Source organism: Guyparkeria sp. SB14A, from assembly GCF_005096345.1.
GTDB lineage: Bacteria > Pseudomonadota > Gammaproteobacteria > Halothiobacillales > Halothiobacillaceae > Guyparkeria > Guyparkeria hydrothermalis.
In genome coordinates, this window is the sequence record NZ_SWAW01000004.1 from 60,720 (window position 1) to 86,426 (window position 25,707).

21 protein-coding genes are annotated in these 25,707 nt (G+C 67.9%); 8 read left to right on the plus strand and 13 right to left on the minus strand.

Annotated features, from left to right (window positions below; all coding sequences use genetic code 11):
* The first annotated feature begins 31 nt into the window (after nucleotides 1-31).
* Nucleotides 32-898: an undecaprenyl-diphosphate phosphatase gene (locus FAZ79_RS02875; RefSeq protein ID WP_136866410.1), complete on the plus strand. Its 867-nt coding sequence runs from the start codon at nucleotides 32-34 to the stop codon at nucleotides 896-898.
* Nucleotides 899-1,024: 126 nt separating this feature from the next.
* Here the strand turns inward: FAZ79_RS02875 and FAZ79_RS02880 are convergent, their stop codons facing one another.
* The 5 genes from FAZ79_RS02880 to parE all read right to left on the minus strand — a co-directional run bounded on the left by FAZ79_RS02880 (nucleotide 1,025) and on the right by parE (nucleotide 10,165).
* The gene (locus FAZ79_RS02880; protein WP_136866412.1) at nucleotides 1,025-1,795 is read right to left on the minus strand and encodes an inositol monophosphatase family protein; all 771 of its coding nucleotides are present in this window, start codon (nucleotides 1,793-1,795) and stop codon (nucleotides 1,025-1,027) included.
* Nucleotides 1,796-1,881: 86 nt separating this feature from the next.
* A complete protein-coding gene (locus tag FAZ79_RS02885; protein ID WP_169303542.1) occupies nucleotides 1,882-2,571 on the minus strand; it encodes a zinc metallopeptidase in 690 nt (229 codons plus the stop codon).
* A complete protein-coding gene (locus FAZ79_RS02890; RefSeq protein ID WP_136866413.1) occupies nucleotides 2,571-6,533 on the minus strand; it encodes a translocation/assembly module TamB domain-containing protein in 3,963 nt (1,320 codons plus the stop codon). The genes FAZ79_RS02885 and FAZ79_RS02890 overlap by 1 nt, the downstream gene beginning before the upstream one ends.
* The gene (locus FAZ79_RS02895; protein ID WP_136866414.1) at nucleotides 6,530-8,254 is read right to left on the minus strand and encodes an autotransporter assembly complex family protein; all 1,725 of its coding nucleotides are present in this window, start codon (nucleotides 8,252-8,254) and stop codon (nucleotides 6,530-6,532) included. The genes FAZ79_RS02890 and FAZ79_RS02895 overlap by 4 nt, the downstream gene beginning before the upstream one ends.
* A gap of 6 nt (nucleotides 8,255-8,260) precedes the next feature.
* Nucleotides 8,261-10,165, minus strand: coding sequence for a DNA topoisomerase IV subunit B (gene parE / locus FAZ79_RS02900; RefSeq protein ID WP_136866416.1), 1,905 nt, complete (start codon nucleotides 10,163-10,165; stop codon nucleotides 8,261-8,263).
* 230 nt (nucleotides 10,166-10,395) lie between these two features.
* On the opposite strand from parE, the gene trxA reads away from it, so the two are divergent.
* Together trxA and FAZ79_RS02910 are read left to right on the plus strand one after the other, a co-directional pair.
* Entirely contained in the window at nucleotides 10,396-11,259 is an 864-nt protein-coding gene (gene trxA / locus FAZ79_RS02905; RefSeq protein WP_169303543.1) for a thioredoxin, read from the plus strand.
* A 228-nt stretch (nucleotides 11,260-11,487) separates the two neighbouring features.
* Nucleotides 11,488-12,378 (plus strand): cation diffusion facilitator family transporter, encoded by an 891-nt coding sequence (locus FAZ79_RS02910; RefSeq protein WP_136866419.1) that lies wholly within the window; start codon nucleotides 11,488-11,490, stop codon nucleotides 12,376-12,378.
* A 34-nt stretch (nucleotides 12,379-12,412) separates the two neighbouring features.
* Here the strand turns inward: FAZ79_RS02910 and FAZ79_RS02915 are convergent, their stop codons facing one another.
* Nucleotides 12,413-12,934, minus strand: a complete 522-nt coding sequence (locus FAZ79_RS02915; RefSeq protein WP_247709476.1) for a heme-binding protein — start codon at nucleotides 12,932-12,934, stop codon at nucleotides 12,413-12,415.
* 267 nt (nucleotides 12,935-13,201) lie between these two features.
* Here FAZ79_RS02915 and FAZ79_RS02920 point away from each other — a divergent pair, with 267 nt between their 5' ends.
* The 3 genes from FAZ79_RS02920 to FAZ79_RS02930 all read left to right on the plus strand — a co-directional run bounded on the left by FAZ79_RS02920 (nucleotide 13,202) and on the right by FAZ79_RS02930 (nucleotide 17,616).
* Nucleotides 13,202-15,088, plus strand: a complete 1,887-nt coding sequence (locus tag FAZ79_RS02920) for a DUF294 nucleotidyltransferase-like domain-containing protein (protein WP_136866423.1) — start codon at nucleotides 13,202-13,204, stop codon at nucleotides 15,086-15,088.
* 482 nt (nucleotides 15,089-15,570) lie between these two features.
* Entirely contained in the window at nucleotides 15,571-15,831 is a 261-nt protein-coding gene (locus FAZ79_RS02925; protein WP_125197755.1) for a DUF4212 domain-containing protein, read from the plus strand.
* A 21-nt stretch (nucleotides 15,832-15,852) separates the two neighbouring features.
* Nucleotides 15,853-17,616 (plus strand): sodium:solute symporter family protein, encoded by a 1,764-nt coding sequence (locus FAZ79_RS02930; protein WP_136866425.1) that lies wholly within the window; start codon nucleotides 15,853-15,855, stop codon nucleotides 17,614-17,616.
* Nucleotides 17,617-17,723: 107 nt separating this feature from the next.
* On the opposite strand, the gene FAZ79_RS11645 is transcribed toward FAZ79_RS02930, so the two are convergent.
* Nucleotides 17,724-18,026, minus strand: a complete 303-nt coding sequence (locus FAZ79_RS11645) for a hypothetical protein (protein WP_136866427.1) — start codon at nucleotides 18,024-18,026, stop codon at nucleotides 17,724-17,726.
* Nucleotides 18,027-18,257: 231 nt separating this feature from the next.
* Here FAZ79_RS11645 and FAZ79_RS02940 point away from each other — a divergent pair, with 231 nt between their 5' ends.
* Nucleotides 18,258-19,790, plus strand: a complete 1,533-nt coding sequence (locus tag FAZ79_RS02940; protein ID WP_136866428.1) for a leucyl aminopeptidase — start codon at nucleotides 18,258-18,260, stop codon at nucleotides 19,788-19,790.
* A 118-nt stretch (nucleotides 19,791-19,908) separates the two neighbouring features.
* Here the strand turns inward: FAZ79_RS02940 and FAZ79_RS02945 are convergent, their stop codons facing one another.
* From FAZ79_RS02945 to surE, 6 genes are all read right to left on the minus strand, one after another.
* The gene (locus FAZ79_RS02945) at nucleotides 19,909-20,430 is read right to left on the minus strand and encodes a MarR family transcriptional regulator (RefSeq protein WP_136866429.1); all 522 of its coding nucleotides are present in this window, start codon (nucleotides 20,428-20,430) and stop codon (nucleotides 19,909-19,911) included.
* A gap of 308 nt (nucleotides 20,431-20,738) precedes the next feature.
* Nucleotides 20,739-21,740: an RNA polymerase sigma factor RpoS gene (gene rpoS / locus FAZ79_RS02950; protein WP_136866432.1), complete on the minus strand. Its 1,002-nt coding sequence runs from the start codon at nucleotides 21,738-21,740 to the stop codon at nucleotides 20,739-20,741.
* A gap of 485 nt (nucleotides 21,741-22,225) precedes the next feature.
* A complete protein-coding gene (locus FAZ79_RS02955) occupies nucleotides 22,226-22,993 on the minus strand; it encodes a peptidoglycan DD-metalloendopeptidase family protein (protein WP_136866434.1) in 768 nt (255 codons plus the stop codon).
* Nucleotides 22,994-22,996: 3 nt separating this feature from the next.
* Nucleotides 22,997-23,578 (minus strand): YqaA family protein, encoded by a 582-nt coding sequence (locus FAZ79_RS02960; RefSeq protein WP_136866437.1) that lies wholly within the window; start codon nucleotides 23,576-23,578, stop codon nucleotides 22,997-22,999.
* Between the two features lie 46 nt (nucleotides 23,579-23,624).
* Nucleotides 23,625-24,278, minus strand: coding sequence for a protein-L-isoaspartate(D-aspartate) O-methyltransferase (locus FAZ79_RS02965; protein WP_282097226.1), 654 nt, complete (start codon nucleotides 24,276-24,278; stop codon nucleotides 23,625-23,627).
* Between the two features lie 11 nt (nucleotides 24,279-24,289).
* Nucleotides 24,290-25,030 carry a 5'/3'-nucleotidase SurE gene (gene surE / locus FAZ79_RS02970; RefSeq protein ID WP_136866440.1) on the minus strand — a complete coding sequence of 247 codons (741 nt, stop codon included), beginning with the start codon at nucleotides 25,028-25,030 and terminating at the stop codon, nucleotides 24,290-24,292.
* A gap of 119 nt (nucleotides 25,031-25,149) precedes the next feature.
* Between surE and FAZ79_RS02975 the strand changes: the two genes are divergently transcribed.
* On the plus strand, nucleotides 25,150-25,698 hold the full coding sequence (locus FAZ79_RS02975; protein WP_136866441.1) for a Smr/MutS family protein: 549 nt from the start codon (nucleotides 25,150-25,152) through the stop codon (nucleotides 25,696-25,698).
* Nucleotides 25,699-25,707 lie beyond the last annotated feature (9 nt).

Below are 25,707 nucleotides of genomic sequence, written 5' to 3' on the forward strand. Positions count from 1 at the left end.
AGCGCTCCCCCAACCCACCAAGGATGCCGACGTGACTCTGCTTATCGCCGCCCTGCTGGGCGTCATTCAGGGCGTCTTCATGTTCCTGCCGGTCAGCTCGACCGCCCACCTGGTGCTCACCCAGCACTGGCTGATCGAGAAGGGCCACGACCTGCCGCCGCCGGATAGCCCGGAGATGATCCTGTTCGACCTGGTGGTGCACGTCGGCACCCTGGTCTCGATCGTGGTGGTCTTCTGGCCGAGCCTGTGGCGCTTCACGCAGAACACGGCGAACGGTGCCCTGCACTGGGCATCGGCCGAGGGGCGTCACGAGGGCATGCCGCTGTACGTGCGGCTGTTCCTGCTCGGGATGCTGTCGGTACTGGCGACCGCGGCGATCGGCTTGGCCCTCAAGGCGACCTTCGAGCACGTCTTCGCCACCCCGATCATGATCGCCTTCACGCTGATCCTGACCGGCATCCTCTTGTGGTGGACGGACAAACTCGGGCCACGGCGGCGCGGGCTCAAGGGCATCAACGCCAAGGTGGCGACGGTGATCGGCGTGGCCCAGGGCTTTGCCCTGGTCCCGGGGCTGTCGCGCAGCGCGATGACCATCGTGTTCTCGCTGTTCACCGGCCTCAAGCGCCGCTGGGCCGCCGAATACAGCTTCTTTCTCGCCATCCCCACCATCCTGGCCGCTACCCTGGTGCAGAGCCTGGAGGTCTGGGGCGAATTCGGACTCAACGGCGTCAGCCTGGCCGCACTGGCCGTGGGCTTCGTCGTCGCGGCCCTCGTGGGCATCGTCTTCCTCAAACTGGTGATCTACTTCCTCTACCGCGCGCAGCTCAAGGTCTTCTCCTTCTACGTCTGGCTGCTGGCCGCGGCCATCCTCACCGGCTGGATCGACCTGCCGGCCTGATCACAGCAGACGCCAGCCGGTTACCGAGGCGTCCTTGCCTCAACCCGGACCAATCCGTTGGCCCGACAAACCACCGGCCTGACGGGCCACGATCCAACTCCCACTCCGGGGACCAGGACGTGAGGTTCAGTACCCCAGCCGCTTTCGGGCGATCTGGTGCAACTCCGGGGTCGCCGCCGCGCAGACGGTAGTGGTATCCAGCCCCACGCCATTGCCCTCGAGATCGGTGAACACGCCACCGGCCTCCTGGACGATCACCGACAGCGCCGCGATGTCGAGCACGTTGACGTCGGATTCGACGATCAGGTCGATCGCTCCGCGGGCCAGCAGGTGGTAGTGGTAGAAGTCGCCGTAACCGCGGGTGCGGTTGACCTCGGCGACCAGCGTCGCCAGACCCGCCCAGCCGACCGGCTGCTTGGCCAGCGTCGACAGGTTGCCCACCGACAGCGTCGCGTCGGCAAGCGTGTCGATCTGGCTGACGCGCGCGGCGCGATCCTTGAAGAACGCCCCGCCGCCCTTCTCGGCGTAGGCGTACTCGCCGAACACCGGCGCGCTGGAGACACCCAGGATGATCTCGTCGCCCTGCATCAGTGCGATCTGCGTGGAGAAGAACGGGTACTCGCGCACGAAGCTCTTGGTGCCGTCGATCGGGTCGACCAGCCAGGTGAACTCCGCCTCGGGGCGCGTCTTGCCGGTCTCCTCGCCGTAGAAGCCGTGGTCCGGGAAGGCATCCAGGATCACCGCCTTGATCGCCTTCTCGGTCTCCACGTCCGCCACCGTCACCGGCGTGGCATCTTCCTTGATCTCGATCTCGACGTTCTGCTGCCAGTAGCGACGGACGACGGTTTCGGCGGCGCGGGCGGCAGCCAGCGCGGTTTCGAGGTATTGGCTCTGCATGACGCGTTTCCTGGTTTTCTTCTGGATTTCGTGCCGGATACCGGCGTGATGGGCGGCATTGTACCCGAGCTCCCATCCCGCGCGAGTCAGCGCCGCATGCCGCGCAGCCACTTGAAGACATTGATCAGGGAGGACAGCGCCTGGGCGACGTAGGTGAAGGCCGCCGCGCGCAGGATACGGCGCGCCGGGCGGCGGTCGGCCCGTTTCAACAGCCCCGCCTCCTTGAGCATCGGCAGGGCGCGGTTGAAGCTGGCATCCAGTTCGGTGGGCAGGGTCGCCAGATGGGCGAAAACCGGCACGGCCATGGTCATCACGCCGGCGGCGAACATGATCAGACCGGCGAGTGGCCCCTTCTGGATCACTGAGACCACGGGGATGGCGACCAGGATCCAGCCGGCGATGCGCTGCGCCCACTGGGTGCGCTCGACCACCTCCTGGCGACGCAGGAACGGCGGGTACTTCTCGGCGTCCTGCAAGGCGTGCCCGACCTCGTGGGCGGCCACGGTGATCGCCGTGAGCGACCGGCCCGAGAAGTGGGTCGGCGACAGGCGCACGGCCCGGTCGGCAGGGTCGTAGTGATCCCCCGATTTGGTCTGCTCGACCAAAACGTACTCGAGGTGGTGCCGGTCGAGCAGGTAGCGGGCCAGATCGGCGCCGCTGAAGTCGAAGCGATCCGCCGGCTCGCTGTGACGCCGCATCACCTGCCCCACCCACCAGCCGGGCAGGTAGGAGAGCGCGGCCATCAGGCCCAGGCCAATGAGCAGACCGATACCCATCAGCGCTCGGGCCGCCCGCGATCGATCTGATAGATCAGGTCGCCCGACTGCGACTCGGCACCGCTGGAGAGCTCCAGGTGCAGGAACTTGTTGATGCGATAGCGCGTGATCACCTCACCGACCCCGTCGAAAACGCCCACGGCATAGCGGACCAGCAGATTCTCCCCGATGCGCTTGCCCACGCTCAAGCGCGTGCCACCAACCCCGTCGTCGGAGGTCAGCCCGATCTCGTCGAAACCGAACACGCTGTTGATCTGCTGGGCCAGGTCATCGCCCTGGCGAATGCCGAGCCCGGCGATGGCATTGAGCAACAGCGAGGCATCGGCATCGCTGCCGGCCGACAGGCGTCGTCCGGTCAGCAGCAGCGAGAGGGCATCGCTGGGCGAGGTCGGCGGGCGCGAGAACACCTCGGTCTCGGGGGATTCCAGCTCGCCGGCGATCGACAGGCCCACCACGGTGCCATCCTCGTCGTCGATCTCGCGGGTGGCCACCACGTCCAGGCCGGGCGCGGTCAACGGTCCCGTGAATATCAATCGGCCGCGCTCGACCGAAAGCGTCTGCCCATAGGCCTCGTAGCGCCCGTCCTCGAGGCGGATCTCGCCGAACGCCCCGGGCGATTCGCCCGGTCGCAGGCGGATGTCCAGCCCGCCGGTCAGGCGCGTGGCGAAGCCCTGGCCGCGCAGGCTGACCTCGTCACCGAGGATTACCTCGATATCGCCGGTGAGCGGATACGCCGCGCCTTGCGCCTCGGTCTCCTCGCCCACGATCACCAGGTCCTCGGAATTGCCGCGGGCGTTCTCGGGCAACTCCCCCAGGTTGGCGATCGCCAGCGGCACATGGATCGCCCCGCCGATACGACCGCCATCGGGGGTCAGGTCCAGGGAGATATCCGGGCGCGCGTCCACGGCCAGGGTCGGCAGACGCAGCACCGGGATGGCCTCGCCGGCCAACGTGGCCGCCAGCTGCCAATCATCCAGCGCCGTCAGCCGACCGCCGCCATCCAGCGTGATCCGTCCGCGGCTTCGGGGGGACTCGGTCTCGTCGACCCGTCGCGCCGAGAATACCGGCCGGGGCGGGGTCTCGGCCTCGCCCAGCAATTCCCCGTCAAGCGACAGCGCACCGTCCGGGTCGACGGTGAGCTCGAGACGTCCGTCACGGTATTCCGTGCCGGTCGGGATCGAGGCAAAGGCCAGCTTCTCGCCCCGCAATCGCCCGGACAACCGCGGGGCATCCAGCCGCCCGGCGGCGACCAAACGCCCGCTCAGCGTGCCCGCCAGGTCACTGACCGGCACGTCGAGCGGCCCGAACAGTCGGTCGGCCAGGTCGAACAGGCGCGCCAGGTCCGCCTCGTCGATCGCCATCTCGCCGTCCAGCGTGCCGTCATCCAGGCGGGCCTCGCCCTGTCCCTCGAGCACGAGCCAGTCCTCGATGCCTGCCTGCAGGGAGGCGTCCACCCGCTCGTCGGCGAGACGGACCGACAGCTCGGCGTCGTCATAGGCGATCACCGCGTCATTCCCCTCGCCATCCGGTGTGGCATCTGCAGCCTCGAGATCGTCTCGACCGGCAAACCGGATCTCGCTGGCCGGCAGACGCAACGCCATGTTCGCCGAGCGCCCGGCCTCGTCCAGGCGGCCTTCGGCGTCGACCGAGACGCGTCCCGGCCAGTCGACCGCGTCCGTCGCCGCGGGCCACTGTTGCCACAGGGCCGCCAGCGCGAGATCGCCCTCGAGCCGAGCGCTGAGCTGCGGCCCGGCACGCTCGCCGGTCAGGCACAACGCGCCGGCCTGCTCGGCATCGAGGCCGGGCACGTCGGGCCGCAGGCACAGCGACTCGAGCCGCTGCGCCGCCGGGCTCACCGACAGGTCGGCCGGGGCGCGCAGTCGCCAGGGGTGTCCGGCGGGCAGCCCCAGATCCAGCCGGGTCAACTGCCCCTGCCAGTCCATGGCGTCGGCGGCCTCTCCTTCTCCGGCCTGTTGCCAACCGCCTCGGGCGCCCAGACGCAACTCGACCGGGCCGTCGACCTCCAGCGTGGCGCGATGCGCGGAGGGACTGCCCTCCACCGCCAACGCCAACCGATCGAACAGCGTCTCACCGCTGGCCGGGGCAAGCGCGCCGGTATCCAGCGAGACCCGCATGCGCCGCTCGACCAGCGCCGTCTGCCCGTCGGCCGGATCGATCACCGCGGAGGCTCGTGCCCGGTCGAGGGCGTAGCCCGCCAGCCGCAACCCGTCGATGCGGGCATCGAGCCGGCCCGCCGGGGCGAGTATCGGCCCCGAGGCAGCCATCTCGACGTCGATCGCACCCCGGGCCATTCCGGTCTGCAGGGGCGACAGATCCACCCCGGGCAGCCGCTCGACGAGATCCCACGGCAATGCCGCCAGGTCGGGCACCGCCAGCCTGCCCTGCACGCCATCGAGTTGCCATTGCGCCCAGTCGGACTCGAGATCCAGTGCCCCGGAGGCATCCAGCACCGCACCCGGCGCGGCGAGGGTCAGCGGCTGGAGCGCCAGGCGGCCGGCATCCAGCTCGGCGCCAAGCTCAAGGGCCACGGCCCGCCGCGGGCGGTCATCCCGACGCTCGACCAGTTCCAGGCGGCCGTCCTCGAGACGTGCGCGAACGGCCGACAGCCACTCGGCGCCGGTCAGGGGGCGGTTCCAGTCCGGCAACTCGGCCTCCAGTCGCCCGCCACTGGCCAGGTGAACCGGATACGTCCCGTCCGCCCCGCCGGCCAGCGGCAAGGCGTCGATCTGCCAATCGGCGCGCAAACGACGTTCGGCATCGAGACGACCATCCAGGCGCAGCTCACCACCCCCGGCCCGGCCCGACACCCGTGCCTCGGCCCGGGTGTCGTCGAGGCGCAACTCGATATCGACGGTCTCGATCGACTCGCCTGCCAGATCGCCTGACAGGCCGTCCACCGATACCGATCCCTCGACCGGCAACCAGCCATCGACCATCGCGAGCGCGGTGGCAAAATCGAACGAAAGCGACCCCGGGGTCCCCGGTGCCGCCCAGGCCGGGTTGAGCGACTCGCCCCGACCGGTCAACTCGAGCCGTGCGGTCGGCGACCATCCGGCCGTGCCGGAGACTTCCAGTCGCCCACCCAGCCCATCGGCGACCAGCTGATCGATCGTCAGCCGGTCTTGATCCAGTCGCAGGCGACCACAGAGCGCGGCCGGCAGGCCATCCGCTCCCGTCCAGGCCAACCGAGGTTTCAAGTCCATCTCCCCCAGCAAGTCACCATTGACGTCGATCTCACCGGATAGCCAGCCCTGCGGGTAATCGAGCAACACATCGGCATGGCCGATCAGGGCCATGTCCCCGGCCGGCTCCAGCGCCACGGCGGCGCGCGCATCCAGCCGGATGCCGTCGGGCAGGCGCAGGTCCAGTTCGTCGAGGTCCACTTCCAGGCGCGTGCGCTCGGCACGGGCATCCAGCAACGCCGCCAGTCGTCCGCGCGGCACCTCGTAGCGCCGTTCGCCCTGCACGACCACCAGCCGATCGACGAGCACCCGCTCGAGCACCAACGACAGCGGGGGCAGGGACAGGTCGGCCGGATCGAACGGCTCGCCGGCAGGGGCCGCAGGATCGGATGGCGGCAGCTCAAGGTGGACGTCGCGCACGGCAAGTTCCGGCAGCCGCAGCCCGCCGCGCCACAAGGCCGCGGGATCGATCTGCACACGGGCCTCGCCGATCGTGGTGCTGGCGCCCTGCTCCGGTGCCCACTGGATCTCGTCGAGCGCCAGCCCGCGCCAGAGGGTGCCGCGGGAGGCGCCGACCGACAGCGCCGGCAGGTGGCGCTCGGCCTGTGTCAGTGCCCACTGCACCCCGCCGGGGGTCGCGGTCAGCCACCAACCGGCAGCGGCCGCGAGGATGACCAACAGCACGGCGGACCAGCCGGCGATCAGCACCAGCCGCCGCAGCCAGGCCAGCGATGTCAGGAAGGCCGATGCCGTGCTCAAAACGCCGCCCCCAACCCGAGGTGCAGCATCGGCAGGCCATCGGTGCCGTCGAGCGGCTGGGCAAGATCGACCCGCAGGATGCCCACCGGCGAGCGCCAGCGCACCCCCACCCCGGCCCCGGTCTTGAGCTCGGCCTCGGGGTCGGTGTAGGCGTTGCCGGTGTCGACGAAGGCGGCGACGTACCAGTCATCGCCGACCACCGGGACCATGGCCTCGAGGCTGCCGGCCAGCAGGTACTTGCCGCCGGTGAAGAAGCGCAACGAGCGCGGCATCTTGTCGAACTCGTCGGTCACGATCACGCCGGCCTCGCCGCGGGCGGCGAGGATCCAGTCGCCCACCGGCAGATAACCGCCGGCAAAGGCCCGGCCACGGACGAAGCTCGCCGCCGAGGCGACCGGCTCGGCCGCCCCCTGCAGGGAGACATCGACCACTACGCCCTCGGTGGGAAACAGCGGGTCGTCGAGTCCCTGATAACCCAACCGACCCCCGACGATGGCAAAGCCGTTCGATTCGGCCGGATCGTCACCGTAGCGGGTGCGATCAAGCAGGTACTCGGTAAACAGCGAGCGCGTCCACGGATCGGTCTCGCGCACCCACTGCACGCCGGTGGCCGCCGCGGTGGTGAGGATGTCGTTGTTGTCCTCGCGGGTGACTCGCGCGTAGATGTCGAACCGCTCGCGCAGCGGGTCGGTGGCCCGCGGGATGGTGTAGCTGGTGTCGAGGCGCTGCTCGATCGCGGAGAGCTCGGTGCGCGCCGACCACTGGTGGCCGCGCTTGTTGACGTAGCGGCGCGTGACCTTGGCCCCCACGCGCGGGCCGACGTCGGTGGCGTAGCCGGCGCGCAGCTCGTAGGAGGTGCGCGGGTTGCGGTAGGTGGTGATCTCGACCGGCACCTCGCGATTCTCGCGCTCGTCGAGTTTGGGACGCACCGCGACCGACTCGAAGTACGCCGTGCCGGTGAGGTTCTGGTTCATCGCGAGCAGGTCGCGGCTGGTGTAGGGCGCGCCCTCGGGCACCCCGGTCAGGCGCCGGGCCAGCTCCGGCTCGAGGATCGACTGCTCGATCGTCACCTCGCCGAAGCGATAGCGCGGCCCCGCCTCAAGCGTGAGTGCGATGCGTGCCGATTGCGTGGCCGGGTCGACCACCAGTTCGCGGCGCGTGTAGCGCGCGTCGAGGTAACCCGCCTTCTGCACCCGGCCGAGGATGCCGTCGCGCAGGGCGTCGTAGGCGGCCTGATCGAGGGGGTCCCCGGTCGAGGGGCGCCGCTCGGCGACGAACTCGCTGACCGACTCGATCTCCTCGATCGCCTCGGGCAGCTCAATGCTCACCGACTCGACGGTGGTTACCGGCCCGGCGTCGATGTCGAGCGCCGGATCGCGGCAATCCTCACGCGACTGGATCGACGGGCGGATGGTGGCGTTGAAGTGCCCGTAGGCCTGCAGGGCCTCCTCGGCCGCCTGACTGGCGGCATCGAGGTAACGCCGGATATGCGCGGTGCTGGCCTGGCAGGAAAAACCGATGCGCGGCACCGACAGGCCGACGTTGGTGACCAGGCGGGTCTCCGACAGGCCGGTGAGCTGCAGCTGGGGGCTGGCCGCGGCGACAAGGCCGGGCAGGAGCAGCAACGCCGCGGCCAACCCGCGGGTGACCCGCCTGTCGACCGCTCGCCCGTTGCCGCCCCGGCTTCCCTGGCCACCTGACCGGACCCCGTGGTCCGACATGGCGGGCTACACCACCTCGGCGAGATCGCCGTTGCGTTCCAGCCAGGCGCGGCGGTCGGCGGCGCGCTTCTTGGCGAGCAGCATGTCGAACACCTCGATGGTGTCGTCGCCCTCGACCTTCAACTGCACCAGCCGGCGGGTGGCCGGGGCCAGCGTCGACTCGCGCAGCTGCACCGGGTTCATCTCACCCAGGCCCTTGAAGCGGGTGACCTGGATCTTGCCGCGGCGCTTTTCCGCCTCGAGGCGATCGATGATGCCGTCGCGCTCGTGTTCGTCGAGCGCGTAGAAGGTCTCCTTGCCGATGTCGATGCGATACAGCGGCGGCATGGCGACGAAGACGTGCCCGGCATCCACCAGCGAGGGGAAGTGGCGCAGGAACAGCGCCGAGAGCAATGTGGCGATGTGCAGACCGTCGGAGTCCGCGTCGGCGAGGATGCAGACCTTGCCGTAACGCAGCTTGGAGAGATCGTCCGAACCCGGCTCCAGGCCCAGTGCCACGGCGATGTCGTGCACCTCCTGGCTGGCCAGCACCTGGGAGGGATCGGTCTCCCAGGTGTTCAGGATCTTGCCACGCAGCGGCATGATCGCCTGGAAATCGCGGTCGCGGGCCTGCTTGGCCGAGCCGCCGGCCGAATCGCCCTCGACCAGGAACAGCTCGGTGCGCGAGAGATCGGTGGAGGCGCAATCGGCCAGCTTGCCCGGCAGCGCCGGACCGCTGGTGACCCGCTTGCGGGCGACCTTCTTCTCGCTCTTGATGCGGCTCTGGGCCGACTCGATCGCGATCTGGGCGATCTTCTCACCCGTCTCCGGGTGCTGGTTGAGGTAGAGCGACAACGCGTCCTTGACGACGCCGCTGATGAAGGTGGCCGATTCGCGCGAAGACAAGCGCTCCTTGGTCTGGCCGGCAAACTGCGGGTCGTGCAGCTTGGCCGAGAGCACGAAACGCACCCGCTCGAAGACGTCCTCCGGCGATAGGCGCACCCCTCGCGGCAGCAGGCTGCGGAACTCGCAGAACTCGCGGATCGCCTCGGTCAGCCCCTGGCGCAGCCCGTTGACGTGCGTGCCGCCCTGCAGGGTGGGGATCAGGTTGACGTAGCTCTCGGTCAGGCCCTCGCCCGGTTCGGTGACCCAGACCACGGCCCAGGCCACCTCTTGCGCACGACCGCCGTCGGGGGCCTTCATGTGACCGATGAACCCTTCGGCCGGCAGCACCTCCTGGCCGGCGACGCTCTCGAGCAGGTAGTCGCGCAGGCCGTCGGCGTAACACCAGTCCTCGCGCTCGCCGGAGGCCTGGTCGGTGAGACTGACCTTGAGGCCCGGGCAGAGCACCGCCTTGGCCCGCAGCACGTGGCGCAGGCGGGCCATGTTCATCCGTGGCTGGTCGAAATAGCTGGTGTCCGGCCAGAAGGTGAGCGTGGTGCCGGTGTTGCGCTTGCCGACCGTGTCGATCACCTCCAGCGGCCGGGTGACCTCGCCGTGGGCAAACTCGATGCGATGCAGCTTGCCGTCACGCTTGATCTCGACCACCAGGCGATTCGACAGGGCGTTGACCACCGACACGCCCACGCCGTGCAGACCACCGGAGAATTGGTAGGACTTGTCCGAGAACTTGCCGCCGGCGTGCAGGCGCGTGAGGATCAGCTCCACCCCGGAGATGCCGTGTTCGGGATGCACGTCCACCGGCATGCCACGACCGTCGTCCGACACCGTCAGCGCGCCGTCTTCGTGCACGATCACGTCGATCGAACCGGCGTGGCCGCTGATCGCCTCGTCGACGCTGTTGTCGATCACCTCCTGAGCCAGGTGGTTGGGCCGCGAGGTGTCGGTGTACATGCCCGGGCGCTTTCGTACCGGATCGAGGCCGGTGAGCACCTCGATCGAGCCGGCGGTGTAATCGGATCGTTCAGCCATAATCAACCGTGCATTCCCTGGGTGGTCGACGCCATGGCGGCCTGGCTGGCCGCCGACGTGCTGCCACGGACCACCCGTCGTGGCCCGTCGCATGAGGGGTCAAAGTGTACACGCCCGCCCGGGGCCTGACACCGGCGCCGTGGCCGATCCCGGCGGCAACCTTGAAAACCCGCCCGGCCATCACCATGTCGGGGCGCAGTCGAACCAACACCCACGAGGATCATCCGACCATGAGCGAAAGCGCGCACGTCTTTTCCGTCACGGCCCAGACATTCCACGAGCAGGTGGTGGAAGCCTCGCGGGAAACCCCCGTGCTGGTCGATTTCTGGGCGGAATGGTGCGGCCCCTGTCGCCAGTTGATGCCGTTGCTCTCGCAGGTCGTCGAGGGCATGGCCGGCCAGGTAAAGCTTGCCAAGGTCGACACCGAGGCCGAGCAGGAGCTGGCCCAGCAGTTCGGCGTGCGCAGCCTGCCCACGGTGATGATGTTCGTCGGCGGCCGGCCGGTCGACCAGTTCCAGGGTGCCCTGCCCGAGGGGCAGATCCGCGAGTTCATCGGCCGCCACGTGCTCTCCGAGATCGACAAACTGCGCCGCGAGGCCCAGCAGGTGCGCGCCGCGGGCGCCATCGACCAGGCCATGGACCTGCTCAAGCAGGCCAACCGGCAGGAGCCGGGCAACGTCGAGGTGCTGCTCGACATCGCCGACGTGATCGCCGAGCAGGGCGACCTCGACCAGGCCTGGGAGATCCTCGAGTCGCTGCCGGTCGACGCGGCCAACCGCGAGGACGTGAAGTCGTTCAAGGCCCGCATCGGCATGGCGCGCTCGGCCCAGTCCGGCCCGCCGGAAGACGAACTGCGCACCCGCATCGAGAAGGACCCCAAGGATTGCGAGGCCCGCGAGGCGCTGGCCGCCAAGCTCGCCATGCGCAACGACATCGAGGAGGCGCTGGAGCAGTACTACCAGATGATGCTGCGCGACCGCGGCTACAACGACGATGCCGGCCGGCGCGGGATGATCGACCTGTTCGAGCTCCTGGGCAACGAACACCCGCTCACGCGCCAGTACCGCCGCAAGATGTTCGGCCTGCTGCACTGACGTCGAGCTTGCACAGCGCTTGGTGACCAACGTGGGAGCGCCTTCAGGCGCGAAACCATACGCAGGCACCATTGCGTATCGCGGCTAAAGCCGCTCCTACGGGATACGCGGCGCGCAAGGTGGCCGGCGGATTTCCACGATCCCCCCGCTCGTTCTCTTCCAGCTTCTGCTTCCGGCTGTCGTCTCCAAGCGTCGGCCGACAGGCCGCGCCCCTGCTAAGGTCCGTCCATGCACGCCCATCACCACCATGACGTCAGCGATGCCGCCGGGCGGGCCCTGGGCATCGGCATCGTTCTCAACCTCGGTTTTGTCGTCATCGAGGCGATCGCCGGGGTGCTCGGGCAATCCATGGCGCTGCTGGCCGACGCGGCCCACAACCTCGGCGACGTGCTGGGGCTCTTGCTTGCCTGGGGCGCCAATCGCCTGACTCGACGGATCGCCTCGCCCCAGTTCAGTTACGGGCTGGGCAGCAGCACGCTGCTCGCCGCGCTGATCAACGGGGTAACGCTGGCGCTGGTCTCGCTGTGGATCCTCTGGGAGGCGGGCATGCGCTTGGCCGACCCGCCGGCCGTGCATGGGCTGCTCGTGATTGGCGTTGCGCTTGCCGGGGTCGTGGTCAACACCACCACCGCCTGGCTGCTGATCTCGGGGCAGAAACACGACCTCAACCTGCGCGGCGCCTTCCTGCACATGGCCGCCGACGCGGCCGTCTCGGTGGCCGTGGCGGTTTCCGGCCTGATCGTGCTGCTGACCGGCTTTGCGTTGATCGACCCGCTGCTGAGCATCCTGGTCAGTCTGGTCATCCTCGTTCCGGCCATCGGCCTGGTGCGCCACTCGCTGCAACTGGTGCTGCACGGCGTGCCCGAGGACGTCGACCTGGCCGAGGTCGAACGTCACCTCGCCGCCCTGCCCGGCGTGACCGATCACCACCATCTGCACGTCTGGGCCCTGTCCACCCGCGAGACCGCGTTGAGTGTTCACCTGGTGATGTCCGATCCGCCCGCCGACGGCGATGCGTTCCTGCACGAACTCCAGTTGGACCTGCGGCAGCGCTTCGGCATCCAGCACGCCACGGTGCAGATCGAGCGAGGCAGCTGCCCCTGCCCGATCGACGCTTAAACCGAAGGACACTCGGTAATCGTGCAGAGATTCCCTAACGCAGCTGCAGCCGGTCGAAGTGCGCCTCCAGTGACTCGCGGGCGCACTCGGCGTCCTTGTCTCCGCCGGGTGCCCCACTGACGCCCAGCGCACCGATGGTCGAGCCCGCCGATTCGATCGCCACCGCCCCGTCGAGCACGAGGATGCCGTCGACGTGATTCATCTCCATGCGGATGTCCTCGCGGTTGGCGCGAAACGCCCCGGAATCGATCCCCGACAGGATCACGGCACGGGCCTTGTCGGTGGCGATCTGGCGGGTAAACCGCGGCGCGTGCGTGGCGCGCATCATCACCTGCGGATCGCCCGACGGGTCGACCACCACCGCGGTGACCGAATAGCCATTGCGCGTGCAGGCGGCAACGGCCTCCTCGGCGATGTCCGCGGCCAGTCCCATCCCGATCCGATCGCTCGTGACCACGTCACCGACGCCGTCGGCGTGCTCCTCGGCGGGGACGGCGGTGGCGACTAACATCAGCGCGGGCATCAGCACCGGCACCAGCACTCGACCTATCGACACTCCCCTCATGGCAAAACCTCCGCTATGGTTGTGACACTCGTACCCGTTCGAGCGTAGGGGAGATCTGTACGAATGCCATGCCACTCTGGCTTGGCGAGTCGTTCGTGATCAAGGCGCGAGGTCGCCGGCGTGCCGGTGGCCACGTCAAGACATCGCAACGCGGAGCACGGGCGACTCGCCAAGCCCCGCAGGGCGCGTCTTGAGCGCAGAGCGATATGGCATTCGTGCAGACCTTCCCTACCCGTCCAGCCCAACCCCGGAGTGACCATGGGCGATCACGATCCGACCAACCTCCCCGAAGACGCCCGCGAGGCCCTCGTCGCCCTGCGCGAGATCGCGCCCTTCGACCGCATCGACCCCGGCGTGCTGTCGCGGTCGATGCGTCGCGGTCGAATCCGTCGGCTCGAGCGGGGCGAGGTACTGCTCGAGCCGCGCATGGGCCCGCCGAAGACGTTCTTCGTGCTGCTCTCGGGGCGGGTGGACGGCCTGGTCGACGGCTCCGACGGCCATCCGGTCTGGTCGCTGGGCCGGGGCGACAGCTTCCCGCTCGGGGCACTGATGGAACGCCGACCGGTCAGCACCCGCCAGGTGGTCGCCGACGCCGGCCAGGCCGTGGCCCTGCCGGCCGACGCCTTCGAACGGCTTCGGCGCGAGAGCGAGGCCTTCGACGATTTCTGTACCCGACGCATCGGCCACCTGCTCACCCGCGGCCTGGTGGCCGAGGAGATCGAGGGCGACGCCGGCGGATCGGGCGCCCTGCTCGACCCGGCCACCCCCATTCGCGCCCGCATGGAGGCCCGCACGCTGACACTCGATGGTGGCACCACCCTCGCCGAGGCGGCCCGCGAGCTCGAGTCCCACGGCGGCGAGGCGATCCTGGTGCGCCTGTCCGACGGTTTCGGCATCGCCACGCTGCGCGATCTGGCCTTCCGCGGCCTGACCCGGCCGGCCGACACCACGCTGGCCGAGATCGCCACGCGCGACCCGGTCGGCATCGATGCCGACACCTCGCTGCTCGAGGCGGCCGTGAGCCTGGCCGAGCACGGCTTTCATCACCTGCTGGTAACCGAGCGGGGCCGCGACGAGCCCCTGGGCGTGCTCGACGAGGGCGCACTCTACCGCGTCAACGCCATGACCCCGGGCCTGCTGCACCAGCGGATCGGACGCGCGCGCGATATCGAGGCGCTGGCCGACATCCGCCACGAGGTGCCGGGTATCGTCGGCGCGCTGCTCGAATCCGGCTCGGGATTCGCGCCGATCAGCCGGATCGTGTCCGGGATCAACGATGCCATCGCCCGGCGGGTGATCGGGCTGACCTTCGAGGACGCCCCCCTGCCGGCGGAGCTGGAGTGGTGCTGGCTCACCTTTGGCAGCGAGGCGCGCTCGGAACAGACGCTGGCCACCGACCAGGACAACGGGCTGGTCTTCGATGGGCCGCTCGACCCGCAGACCGCGCGCGACCACCTGCTGCCACTCGCCCGCCGCGTCAACGAGGCCCTGGATCAACTCGGCTACCCGCTGTGCCCGGGCAACATCATGGCGGGCAACCCGGATCTCTGCCTGTCGGTCGACGAATGGGGCACGCGCTTTCGCGGCTGGATCGACCAGGGCACGCCGGAGCACCTGCTCAAGGCCAGTATCTTCTTCGACGCGCGCGGACTGGCGGGCAGCCAATCATTGTTCGAGCAATGGGCGAGCGCCTGGCGCGAACCGGCCAGGAAGAACAGCCGTTTCCGTCGCCAGCTTGCCGCCAACGCCCTGCGCAACCAGCCACCGCTGACCCTGTTCGGCGGGTTCCGCACTCGCTCGCGCGGCGGTCAGCGGGGCATCGACATCAAGACCGAAGGCGCGACGCCGTTCGTCGATGCCGCCCGCATCGAGGCGCTGGCCGAGGGCGCACAAGCGACCCGGACCGACCAGCGCCTGGCGCTGGTGCCCGAACGTGCCTTGCCGGCCGACGACCTGACCGCCGCCTACGACTTTATCCAGCGCCTGCGACTGCGCCACCAGTACGCGCAGATCCAGCGCGGCGAGTCGCCGGACAACCTGATCGACCCGGATCGACTCGACGGGCTGACCCAGCGGCTACTCAAGGAGTCCTTCCGTATCGCCCGCAAGCTCCAGCAACACCTCGCCATCGCCTACCAGCTCTGAGCCGGACGCGGGCCTTGTCGGCCACCCGGTCGGCACCGCATTTCCCTATGCCCCATCACGAAAACTGAGGTTCCCTTTTGCCTCACGGTTCCAGTAGGCTTACCTTGCTCCGGGGTCCGGGCGTGGTGGGTGCGTGATACCCGCCAGGCCCCGACCTCGGCGGGCGGGGAACCTCTGCACGAATGCCATGCCGCTCTGGCTTGGCGAATCGTGCGTGATCAAGGCGCGATGTCGCCGGCGTGCCGGTGGCCACGACAAGGCATCGCAACGCGGAGCACGGGCGACTCGCCAAGCCCCGCAGGGCGCGTCTTGAGCCGAGCACCTGCTGCGTTGCCGTCCTTGACAAGGGGACACCCTTGCGCGGCGGACGGTCGCCTTGCATCTGCCCGGCTCAAGGCGCGCAGAGCGGTATGGCATTCGTGCAGAGGTTCCCAGGGAAGACATAAAACGTTCGGACTCAACCGAAACTCGAGGAGCCACTTATGGAGCAACGTTCCAACCGCGCCGATTACTGGCGCGCCAACCTGAAGGTACTGTTCGGCTGTCTGGTCGTCTGGTTCCTGGTGTCCTACGTATTCGGCATTCTGCTGGTCGATACGCTCAACCAGATCTCGCTGGGCGGCTACCCGCTGGGCTTCTGGTTCGCGCAGCAAGGCTCGATCTTCACCTTCGTGGTGCTGATCTTCTTCTACGCCTGGCGCATGAACGCCATCGACAAGAAATTCGGCGTCGCCGAAGACTGATAACGCAGGAGCCCAAGACACATGGAACTTCAGACCCTGATTTACCTGGTGGTTGGCGCCACCTTCTTGCTTTACTTCATCCTCGCGATCGTCGCCCGCGCGGGCACCACCAGCGAGTTCTACGTCGCCGGCAAGGGGATCAACCCCGTCGCCAACGGCATGGCCACGGCCGCCGACTGGATGTCCGCCGCGTCGTTCATCTCGATGGCGGGCCTGATCGCCTTCAATGGCTACTCGGCCTCGGCCTACCTGATGGGCTGGACCGGCGGCTACGTGCTGCTGGCGATGCTGCTCGCGCCGTACCTGCGCAAGTTCGGCAAGTTCACGGTGCCGGAATTCATCGGTGACCGCTTCTACTCGAACACCGCGCGCGTCATCGCCGTCATCGCCCTGCTGGTCATTTCCCTGACCTACGTCATCGGCCAGATGAAGGGTGTCGGCGTGGCCTTCTCGCGCTTCCTCGAGACCTCGGTGGAAGTGGGCCTGTTCGCGGGCATGGGCATCGTGTTCGTCTACGCGGTTCTCGGCGGCATGAAGGGCATCACCTACACGCAGATCGCGCAGTACGTGATCATGATCTTCGCCTACACCGTCCCGGCGATCTTCATCTCGCTGCAGCTGACCGGCCACTTCCTGCCGCAGACCGGTACCGGCGCCGAGCTGGCCGACGGCTCCAACCAGTACCTGCTGCAGAAGCTGGACATGGTCCTGGTCGACCTGGGCTTCGCCGAGTACACCGGCACGCCGGACCTGATGAACACCTTCCTGCTGACCCTGGCACTGATGATCGGTACCGCCGGTCTGCCGCACGTGCTGGTGCGCTTCTTCACCGTCCCGCGTGTGCGTGACGCCCGGAAGTCGGCCGGCTGGACCCTGCTGTTCATCGCCATCCTGTACACCACTGCCCCGGCCGTCGGCGCCATGGCGATGTGGAACACCCTCAAGACCGTGCAGGACACCGACCAGATCGGCTCACCGGAGGGCAACCTGCTCTACGCCGAGCGTCCGGAGTGGATGAAGAGCTGGGAGACCACGGGCCTGCTGTCCTGGGAAGACAAGAACGGCGATGGCCGCATCCAGTACTACAACGACAAGAACGAAGAATTCGCGGCCATGGCCGAGGAAGAGTACGGCTGGGAAGGCAGCGAGCTGACCGTCGACCGCGACATCATGGTGCTGGCCAACCCGGAAATCGCCAACCTGCCGAACTGGGTCATCGCCCTGATCGCCGCCGGTGGTATCGCGGCCGCCCTGTCGACCGCGGCCGGCCTCCTGCTGGCGATCTCCTCGGCGATCTCGCATGACCTGCTCAAGGGCGTGATCAAGCCGGACATCTCCGAGAAGGGCGAGCTGATGGCCGGCCGGATCGCGATGACCGTCGCGATCATCATCGCCGGCTACCTGGGTCTGAACCCGCCGGGCTTCGCCGCCCAGGTGGTGGCACTGGCCTTCGGTCTGGCGGCGAGCTCCCTGTTCCCGGCGCTGATGATGGGGATCTTCTCCAAGCGCATGAACAAGCAGGGCGCCATCGCGGGCATGCTGGCCGGTCTGACCATCACCCTCGTGTACATCTTCTGGTACAAGGGCTGGTTCTTCATCCCGGGCACCAACATGCTGCCGGACAACGCCGACAACTGGCTGTTCGGCATCAACCCGACCTCGTTCGGTGCCATCGGCGCGGCCATCAACTTTATCGTGGCAATCATCGTCGCGAAGATGACCACCCCGCCGCCGCACGAGATCCAGGAGCTGGTCGAGGACGTCCGCGTCCCGCGCGCTTCCTGATCCAGGCGCCTGCCGACCGGTCCAGCCGGTCGGCCCCAAACGACAAAACCCCGGGCCTGGCCCGGGGTTTTTTTATGTCTGCCAACGTCCGAGGTGGGCGAGGACGGTCAGCGCCCGCCGGCGATCACCCAGCCGGTGATACCGGCAAACATCAGGATCACGCCCGCCGGTGCCAGCATCAGCAGGTCCATGAACTGGCGCTTGTCTTCCTCGCTGGTAAAGACGATCGGACCGAGGCCACCAACCACCCCGACCGTCGACAGGATCGCGCCGAGCACCAGCATCGCCTTCGACAACCGGGCGAAGCCAGGTTGGCGGGACGGCGCCTCGAAACGGTAGGGGTCACCAATGCCCGGCTCGAATTCGTCCTCGGGCGGATTGGCGGGTTTCTTCTCGGAAGGATCGGTCATCGTGGCACCCTGGTGCGGCGTTGGGAAAATTCGGGGACGCGGCTGGCGCCGCCATTTTCCCCGGAAGGGAATCCTAGCAGGCCCGATGCGCCGCGCCGAGTCTCGCGAGGCCACGGCGGGCTTTTTGCTAGACTGCCCACCTGGCTTTGTCCGGCCGGGTCCGCCACGCGGGCAACCGCCGGTCGTGGACACCTCCCGGCCAACCGTACATCAGACACGAGGAACAACACCGTGCTCGAATTCTCCGTAAAGAGTGGCGCCCCGGAAAAGCAGCGTACCGCCTGCCTGATCGTGGGCGTCTTCGAATCCCGTCGCCTGACGGCCGCGGCGGAGACCATCGATCAGGTCAGTGACGGCTTCATCACGGCCATCACCCGGCGCGGTGACATGGACGGCGAGCTGGGCGACACCCTGCTCCTGCACGGCGTACCGAACATCCAGGCCGACCGGGTGATGCTCGTCGGCCTGGGCAAGGAACGCGAGCTCGATACCCGTGGGCTGGTGAAGGCGACGCGTGCGGCCGTCGAGGCGCTGCATCACCGCGGTACGGCCGAGTGCGTCAGCCACCTCTCCGAGATCGACGTGCGCGGCAGCAGCATGGAACAGGTGCTTCGCCAGAGCATCATCGCCATCGACGATGCCCTGTACCGCTTCGACGAACTCAAATCGGAGCGCGACCTCGGTCCGCGCCGCCCGCTGCGCAAGGTGACCTTCATCCTGCCGACCCGGCGCGAGTTGATGGAGGCCGAACGCTACGTCCGCGAGGCCACCGCGATCAGCAACGGCATGCGCATGGCCAAGAACCTCGCCAACATGCCGGGCAACCTGCTCACGCCCACCACCATGGCCGAACACGCGCGCAAGATGACCGAGACCCACCTGCACCTGTCGGTGGAAGTGCTCGACGCCTCTCGGATGGAGTCACTGGGCATGAACGCCCTGCTCGCCGTGGCCAAAGGGAGCAGCGAGCCGCCCAAGATGATCGTGATGGAGCACATGGGCGCGGATGCCGACACGCCGCCGATCGTGCTGGTCGGCAAGGGCGTGACCTTCGACACCGGCGGCATCTCGCTCAAGCCCGGCCCGGACATGGACCAGATGAAGTTCGACATGGGCGGTGCCGCGGCCACCATCGGCGTGATGTCGGCGGTCGCCGAGATGCAGCTGCCGATCAACGTGGTCGGCATCGTCCCTACCGTGGAGAACATGCCCGACGGCGCGGCATTGAAGCCCGGCGACGTGATCCGCAGCATGTCGGGCCAGACCATCGAGGTACTCAACACCGACGCCGAGGGTCGGTTGATCCTCTGCGACGCCCTGACCTACGCGGCACGCTACAAGCCGGCGGCGATCGTCGATATTGCCACCCTGACCGGCGCCTGCATCATCGCTCTGGGCCGCCACCCGAGCGGGCTGCTGGCGAACCACGACCCGCTGGCCAAGGAACTGCTCCGCGCCGGCGAGACAGCCAACGACCGCGCCTGGCAGCTGCCACTGTGGGACGAGTACCAGGACCAGCTGAAGAGCAACTTCGCCGACATGGCGAACATCGGCGGGCGCGAGGGCGGCAGCATCACCGCCGCGGCCTTCCTGTCGCGTTTCGTCAAGGAGCACCACTGGGCGCACCTCGACATCGCCGGTACGGCCTGGAAGGTTGGTGATGCCAAGGGCGCCACCGGCCGGCCGGTCCCGCTGCTGGCCGAATTCCTGATGCAGCGAGCGCGCCAGCACCAGGAAGGCAACAACGGCGGCGGAGCCGCCTGAGCCGCCAACCTCGCCCCCGGAATGGCAAACACCCCCGGCATGGCCCAAGCCATGATCGGGGGTGTTTTTCGTTATCGCCCGGATCGATCGCTCGACCCGGCACGCGGATTCGGGCCGTTCAGCCCTCCGAAGCGGCCCGCGCCAGGTTGCGACGACGCTGCTGGCGCTTTTTCTCGGGCAGGTTGTCGAACAGGCGATCGCGCAGGGCGACGAAGAAACGCTCGACGTCCGGGATGCTCACGCCGGGCACGTCCACCTCGGCGAAGGTGCGGGCGTAGAGCTTCTCGGCGCTTGCCCGGATCTCGTCGATCAGCGGCAGGGAACGCTCGGTCAGGCGAATGATCTTGCACCGTCGGTCGGTCCCGCACTGCACCCGCTCGACCCATTCGTCGCGCGAGAGGCGATCGATCATCGCCACCAGCGACGGTCCCTCGATACCGAGTTCCTCGGCCAGTTCCGACTGGATCAGGCCTTCCGGGTACAGCGACAGGATGGCCATGGTGCGCCACTTGGCCTGACTCAGGCCATGATGGGCAAGCTCATGGTCGAGTAATTGCCGCCAGAGTTGGTCGACCCGATGCAGCAGCACGGGCACCCGATCCTCGGCGCAGATGTCGAATTCCGTTTTCGTATCGCTCATGCGGGACCCCTTGATTGTCTCGCCGACCTAGGTCGATCAGCGTCCGCTCATTTTGCCAGCCCCGCCACCCACCTCCAACTATTAGCCAGTGAATCCATATGCCCTGAAGGACGGTCTGCACGCATGCGATACCGCTCTGCGCGCCTTGATCACGAACGGCTCGCCAAGCCAGAGTGTCATGGCATTCGCGCAGACCTGTCCTAAGCAGATACAAAAAGACCGCCGGCTGCCGAGCGGCAGGGCGGTCAAAAGCAATCGAGGGGCGAATCGAATCCCCCCTCACCGCAGGGATCAGGCACGTCGGGTGGTCACTCGCTGAAGATCACGTCCGCCGTCACGCCTTCGCTGGCGGCGAACTGCTTGAGGCGACGCACGGCCTCGAGCTGGATCTGGCGTACCCGTTCGCGGGTGCAGCCCAGGAGACTACCCACCTGCTCGAGTGTGGCCGGCTCGTGACCACGCAGCCCGTAGCGGCGCATGAGCACCTCGCGCTGCTTGCCGTCGAGCTTGTCGATCAGCCGATCGAGCAGGTGCATGACGCCATCGTCCTGCAGCTCGTCTTCGGGCAACTGGCTGTTCTCGTCGGGCACCATGTCCAGCAGGGAGAACTCGCCGTCGCCCTTGAGCGGGCTGTCGAACGAGGATTCGCGCTCGTTGTAGGACATGACCTTGAGCACGTCCTTGACCGGCTTGTCGAGGTGCTCGGCGATCTGCTCGGGGCGCACGTCGCCGTTCTGGCTCTGGGCGATCTTGCGGGCGGCCCGGTTGTAGGAATGCACTTCTTTGACCACGTGGACCGGCAAACGCACCGTGCGTGCCTGGTTCATGAGCGCGCGCTCGATGGTCTGGCGGATCCACCAGGTGGCGTAGGTGGAAAAACGGAACCCGCGCTCGGGGTCGAACTTCTCCACCGCCCGCATCAGGCCGAGGTTACCTTCCTCGATTAGGTCGAGCAGGTCGAGACCGCGATTGATGTAGCGGCGGGCAAGCTTGATCACCAGACGCAGGTTGCAGACGATCATCTTCTGACGCGCCCACTCCTCGCCGGCCTGTGCGCGGCGGGCGAAGTCGACTTCCTCGGCGGGCGTCAGCAGGCGTTCGGTCTCGACGTCCTTCAGGTAGAGGCGAACCGGATCGGGGGCCTCGGAGTCGGCCACGTTGAAATTGCGCGCAAACTCCGACGATTCGCTCGCACCCGCCTTCTTCGCCTCGCGAGGGTCGATCGTGGATTCCGCCGGAGCGGCAGCCAGCTCATCCACCTTGGCGGGATCGACCTGGGTAATGCTGTCGTTGACGATTGCCTGTGCCATGTCCTGCTCCCTCGTTTGGTTGCGATTGTCGTTGAGCCAATCTGTGTACAACCTTTGCACAATCGTTTGGGGCGATCAATCCCTATGGAATCGAATAAAACAACATTACAATTTCGATTTATTGAGATTTAAGCCAGACAAGCAGCTGGATCGGGCGTCTGCAAGTGCGCATGCCGCACGCGATGGGGCGCATAGGTGTACAAGACATGTACACAGGTTTACACCCCTCCGATCAATCCATCGATCGCGTCCCTGATGATTGCGACATGGGAACCCGGTCAAAGTTTTTCAAGCCGTCGCGGTGTCACGGCGACGAAGGCCGGTGGACGATCGGCGTGAACGCTAGTGGCGGGTATCACGACACGAACGGCGGCGACGAGAAACGCAAACCGAAGGAGGGCTGGACGCCCCGCGGGAGACGAACCGCATTGGCGGTCGACAGCCAACCGATCGAGGGGGCCCGTCCAACCGGCGCTGGATAGGGCTTATGGCAGGTAACGCTCGGGATCGACCGGCTTGCCCTGCCGCCGGATCTGGAACAACAGGTGACCGCCCCGCTCCGGCTTGCGGTGATCCCGCGCGCCGACCCGGGCGATGGTCTGGCCGGAACGGACCTCGTCACCCTCGGCGACGGCAAGGCTCTTGTTGTAGGCATAGGCCGAGAGCCAATCGGCGTTGTGCTTGACGATCACCAAGTTGCCGTAACCCGGCAGCCCATCACCGGAATAGACCACTCGACCGCCAGCCGCCGCCCGCACCGGGGTGTCGATGGCCGCCGCCAGGATCACGCCTTTCTGGGCCGGCGCTCCCTCGGGGAAACGGTGCAGCACCCGGCCTTCCAAGGGCCACTTCCAGCTTACCGGCGAGGCGGCCGGCGTCGAGCTTCTCGGCTTGGTCGCGTTGGACGCCGTCTTGACCGGCGTCCTCGAGGCGGCGGGGGCACTGCTGCGCCCGGCACTGATCGCACCGCCTCCACCGGGCGGGCTCAGCCGCAGGCGCTGGCCGATCTTTAGGTGGCGAGGGTTGGAAATGCCGTTCCAGCGGGCCAGGCGTTGCCAGTCGAGATCGTTGGCCACGGCAATCGAATAGAGGGTGTCACCCCCCTTGACGTAATACACCGGCTGGCCACGCTCCCAGCTGCGGTAGTCGGTGGGCGTGGCGCAGCCCTGCAGCAGAAACAGCCCTGACAGCAAGCCCACCGCCGCCAGTCGGCGCAGACGCGAGGATGCGAGGACGGGGCCAGCGATACGCATGCGCTACATCAACTGCCAGATACCGATGGCGACCAGCAACGCGGCCACGAACAGCCAGCCCAGCCACTCGATGTAGCGGCGCAGCGTGGGCGCAATGCGGGGCCCCGCCCAAGCCACCAGGCCGGAGACGAGAAAGAAGCGGGAGCCGCGACCAACAAAGGACGCGACCACGAAACCCAACGGATTCATCGTCAAGGCCCCGGCGGCGATGGTGAACACCTTGTAGGGGATCGGCGAGAAGCCGGCCACCAGCACCGCCCAGAAGCCCCACTCGGCGAACCAGTCGCGGGCCCGGTCGAACCCCTCGGCGTAATGCGACTCGGCCAGCCAGGGCTCGATCGCCTCGATCGCCCAGAAGCCGATCAGGTAGCCCAGCACCCCACCGAGCACGCTGCCGAGCGTCGCGATCAGGGCGAATCCCCACCAGCAGCGCGGCCGCGCCAGCGCCATCGGCATGAGCATCACGTCCGGCGGGATGGGGAAGAACGAGGATTCCGCGAAGCTCAACGCGCCAAGCAACGCCGGCCCCCGGCGATGGGCCGACCAGGCCAGGACACGGTCATACAGGGGGCCGAACAGCCTCATGGACACCTCGGGTCGACAGGTTGATGCGCCGGGACGATGCGGTTGGTCATGCAAGCGAACCCGGCAGGAGTGGCACGAACGACACCAGATCGTACCAGCGCGTCTGGTACTCGTTGTCGGCCAGTCGAGTGATCACGGTCAGCTTCTGCCCCCCGCCCTGCGCACCGACCGGGATCACCAGCCGCCCCCCGATGGCGAGCTGCTCCTTGAGCTCCGGGGGCACGGCATCGGGTGCGGCCGTCACCACGATGGCCTCGAACGGCGCCTGCGAAGGCCAGCCCTTGAAACCATCACGATGCATGTAGCGGATATTGAGCAGCCCCAGCGCGCGATGCCGAGCCTTGGCCTGCTCGAGAAAGGCACCGATACGCTCGACGGTGAACACCGATTGGCACAGCTGGGCGAGCACCGCCGCCTGGTAGCCCGAGCCGGTGCCCACCTCCAGCACGCGCCTGAGACGCGGCTCGCCGGCCATGACCAGCTCGGTCATGCGCGCCACGATGTAGGGCTGCGACAGGGTCTGTCCCTGGCCGATGGGCAGGGAACAGTCCTCGTAGGCCCGCACGCTCTGCACCTCGTCGACAAACGCCTCACGCGGCACGGCCGCCATCGCATCGAGCACCGGCTGGGCACGAATCCCCTGCGAGACCAGCCGGTCGAGCATGGCCTGGCGCGCCCACTGGTAGTTGCGTCGAATCACGACCCCCGCCCTCAGGCCAGCCACTGCTCGACAGCCGGCATGGCCTCGTGGCGGGTCATATCGAAATGAATCGGCGTTACCGACACCCAGCCCGCCGACAGGGCGTGGAAATCCGTGCCCTCGCCGGCATCCTCTGCTTCGCCGGCCGCGCCGATCCAGACGATCTCGCGCCCGCGCGGGTCGGTGTCCTTGACCAGCTGGCCGGAGGGGTGGCGCCGACCCAGCCGCGTGGCTCGCACCCCGTGGATTTGCTCCAGCGGCGCATCGGGCACGTTGACGTTGAGCAAGGTGTAGGCCGGCAACGGGTGGTTGCCGAGCCGACGAATCAGCCACTCGACCCAGTGGGCGGCGGACTCGAGGTATTCGGGCGCGAAGGACTGGCAGGAGGCCGCGATCGCCGGCAGACCCAGTGCCCGCCCCTCGCTGGCCGCCGCGACCGTGCCGGAATACAGCACGTCGTCACCGAGGTTCGCGCCGTGGTTGATGCCGGAGACCACCAGGTCGGGCATCTCGGGCAGCAAGCCCTTGATGCCCAGGTGAACGCAATCCGAGGGCGTGCCGTCGATCACCCACAGCCGCTCCTCGAGCTGGCGCGGGCGCAACGGCCGGGAGAGCGTGAGGCTGTTCGACGCCCCGCTGCGATCTCGATCCGGCGCGACGATCGTCACCGTGGCGAAACGAGCCAGGCGTTCGGCCAGCACGTTCAGGCCGGGGGAGAGGTAACCGTCGTCGTTGCTCAACAGGATGTGCATCGATTGCTCGTCTTAGGAATGGGATAGCGACAAGGATACCGCCTGCCGGGCACCAATTCAGCAGGCACCCGCGGTTCGAAGGCGTGCAGGCCGCCCGCGGTGGAGGCTATGATGCGCGCATGAACGACGAGTCCCGCATCGATCCGGAAGATCGCGCCCTGTTCCTCGACGCCGTCGGCCCGGTCGACCCGATCGAGGACGAGCGGGTCGAGCCCGAGCGCCCGCGGGTCAGCGCCCGCCCGCGGCCCGAGGCCGACTTCGACCAGATGGTCGACGCCTTCGGCGTCAGCGACCTGGCAGACGCCCCCGAGCAGGGCGAGCAGGTGCAGTACGTCCGTCCCGGGGTGCAGAAGGCCATCCTGCGCAAGCTCAAACGCGGCGGCTACAGCGTCTCCGCCTCGCTCGACCTGCATGGACTGACCGTCGAGCAGGCGCGTCAGGAAGTCGGTGACTTTATCCGCAGCGAACGCGGCCAGATGCGTCGCTGCGTGCGTATCGTTCATGGCAAGGGCTACCGTTCGGCCGACGGCCAGCCGGTCTTGAAGACCCTGCTCAATCGCTGGCTACCCCAGCGCGACGACGTGGTCGCCTTCTGCTCGGCGCCACCGCACGACGGTGGCACCGGCGCACTCTACGTGCTGCTGCGGCGCCTCAGCCCGGGCGACTGACGCTCGACC

What these genes read in the sequence shown, in the direction of transcription:
- FAZ79_RS02880 (WP_136866412.1), bottom strand. Translation starts at nt 1,795, where the DNA reads ATGCAGAGCCAATACCTCGAAACCGCGCTGGCTGCCGCCCGCGCCGCC.
- FAZ79_RS02885 (WP_169303542.1), bottom strand. Translation starts at nt 2,571, where the DNA reads ATGGGTATCGGTCTGCTCATTGGCCTGGGCCTGATGGCCGCGCTCTCC.
- FAZ79_RS02895 (WP_136866414.1), bottom strand. Translation starts at nt 8,254, where the DNA reads ATGTCGGACCACGGGGTCCGGTCAGGTGGCCAGGGAAGCCGGGGCGGC.
- parE (WP_136866416.1), bottom strand. Translation starts at nt 10,165, where the DNA reads ATGGCTGAACGATCCGATTACACCGCCGGCTCGATCGAGGTGCTCACC.
- trxA (WP_169303543.1), top strand. Translation starts at nt 10,396, where the DNA reads ATGAGCGAAAGCGCGCACGTCTTTTCCGTCACGGCCCAGACATTCCAC.
- FAZ79_RS02910 (WP_136866419.1), top strand. Translation starts at nt 11,488, where the DNA reads ATGCACGCCCATCACCACCATGACGTCAGCGATGCCGCCGGGCGGGCC.
- FAZ79_RS02920 (WP_136866423.1), top strand. Translation starts at nt 13,202, where the DNA reads ATGGGCGATCACGATCCGACCAACCTCCCCGAAGACGCCCGCGAGGCC.
- FAZ79_RS02925 (WP_125197755.1), top strand. Translation starts at nt 15,571, where the DNA reads ATGGAGCAACGTTCCAACCGCGCCGATTACTGGCGCGCCAACCTGAAG.
- FAZ79_RS02930 (WP_136866425.1), top strand. Translation starts at nt 15,853, where the DNA reads ATGGAACTTCAGACCCTGATTTACCTGGTGGTTGGCGCCACCTTCTTG.
- FAZ79_RS11645 (WP_136866427.1), bottom strand. Translation starts at nt 18,026, where the DNA reads ATGACCGATCCTTCCGAGAAGAAACCCGCCAATCCGCCCGAGGACGAA.
- FAZ79_RS02945 (WP_136866429.1), bottom strand. Translation starts at nt 20,430, where the DNA reads ATGAGCGATACGAAAACGGAATTCGACATCTGCGCCGAGGATCGGGTG.
- rpoS (WP_136866432.1), bottom strand. Translation starts at nt 21,740, where the DNA reads ATGGCACAGGCAATCGTCAACGACAGCATTACCCAGGTCGATCCCGCC.
- FAZ79_RS02955 (WP_136866434.1), bottom strand. Translation starts at nt 22,993, where the DNA reads ATGCGTATCGCTGGCCCCGTCCTCGCATCCTCGCGTCTGCGCCGACTG.
- FAZ79_RS02960 (WP_136866437.1), bottom strand. Translation starts at nt 23,578, where the DNA reads ATGAGGCTGTTCGGCCCCCTGTATGACCGTGTCCTGGCCTGGTCGGCC.
- surE (WP_136866440.1), bottom strand. Translation starts at nt 25,030, where the DNA reads ATGCACATCCTGTTGAGCAACGACGACGGTTACCTCTCCCCCGGCCTG.
- FAZ79_RS02975 (WP_136866441.1), top strand. Translation starts at nt 25,150, where the DNA reads ATGAACGACGAGTCCCGCATCGATCCGGAAGATCGCGCCCTGTTCCTC.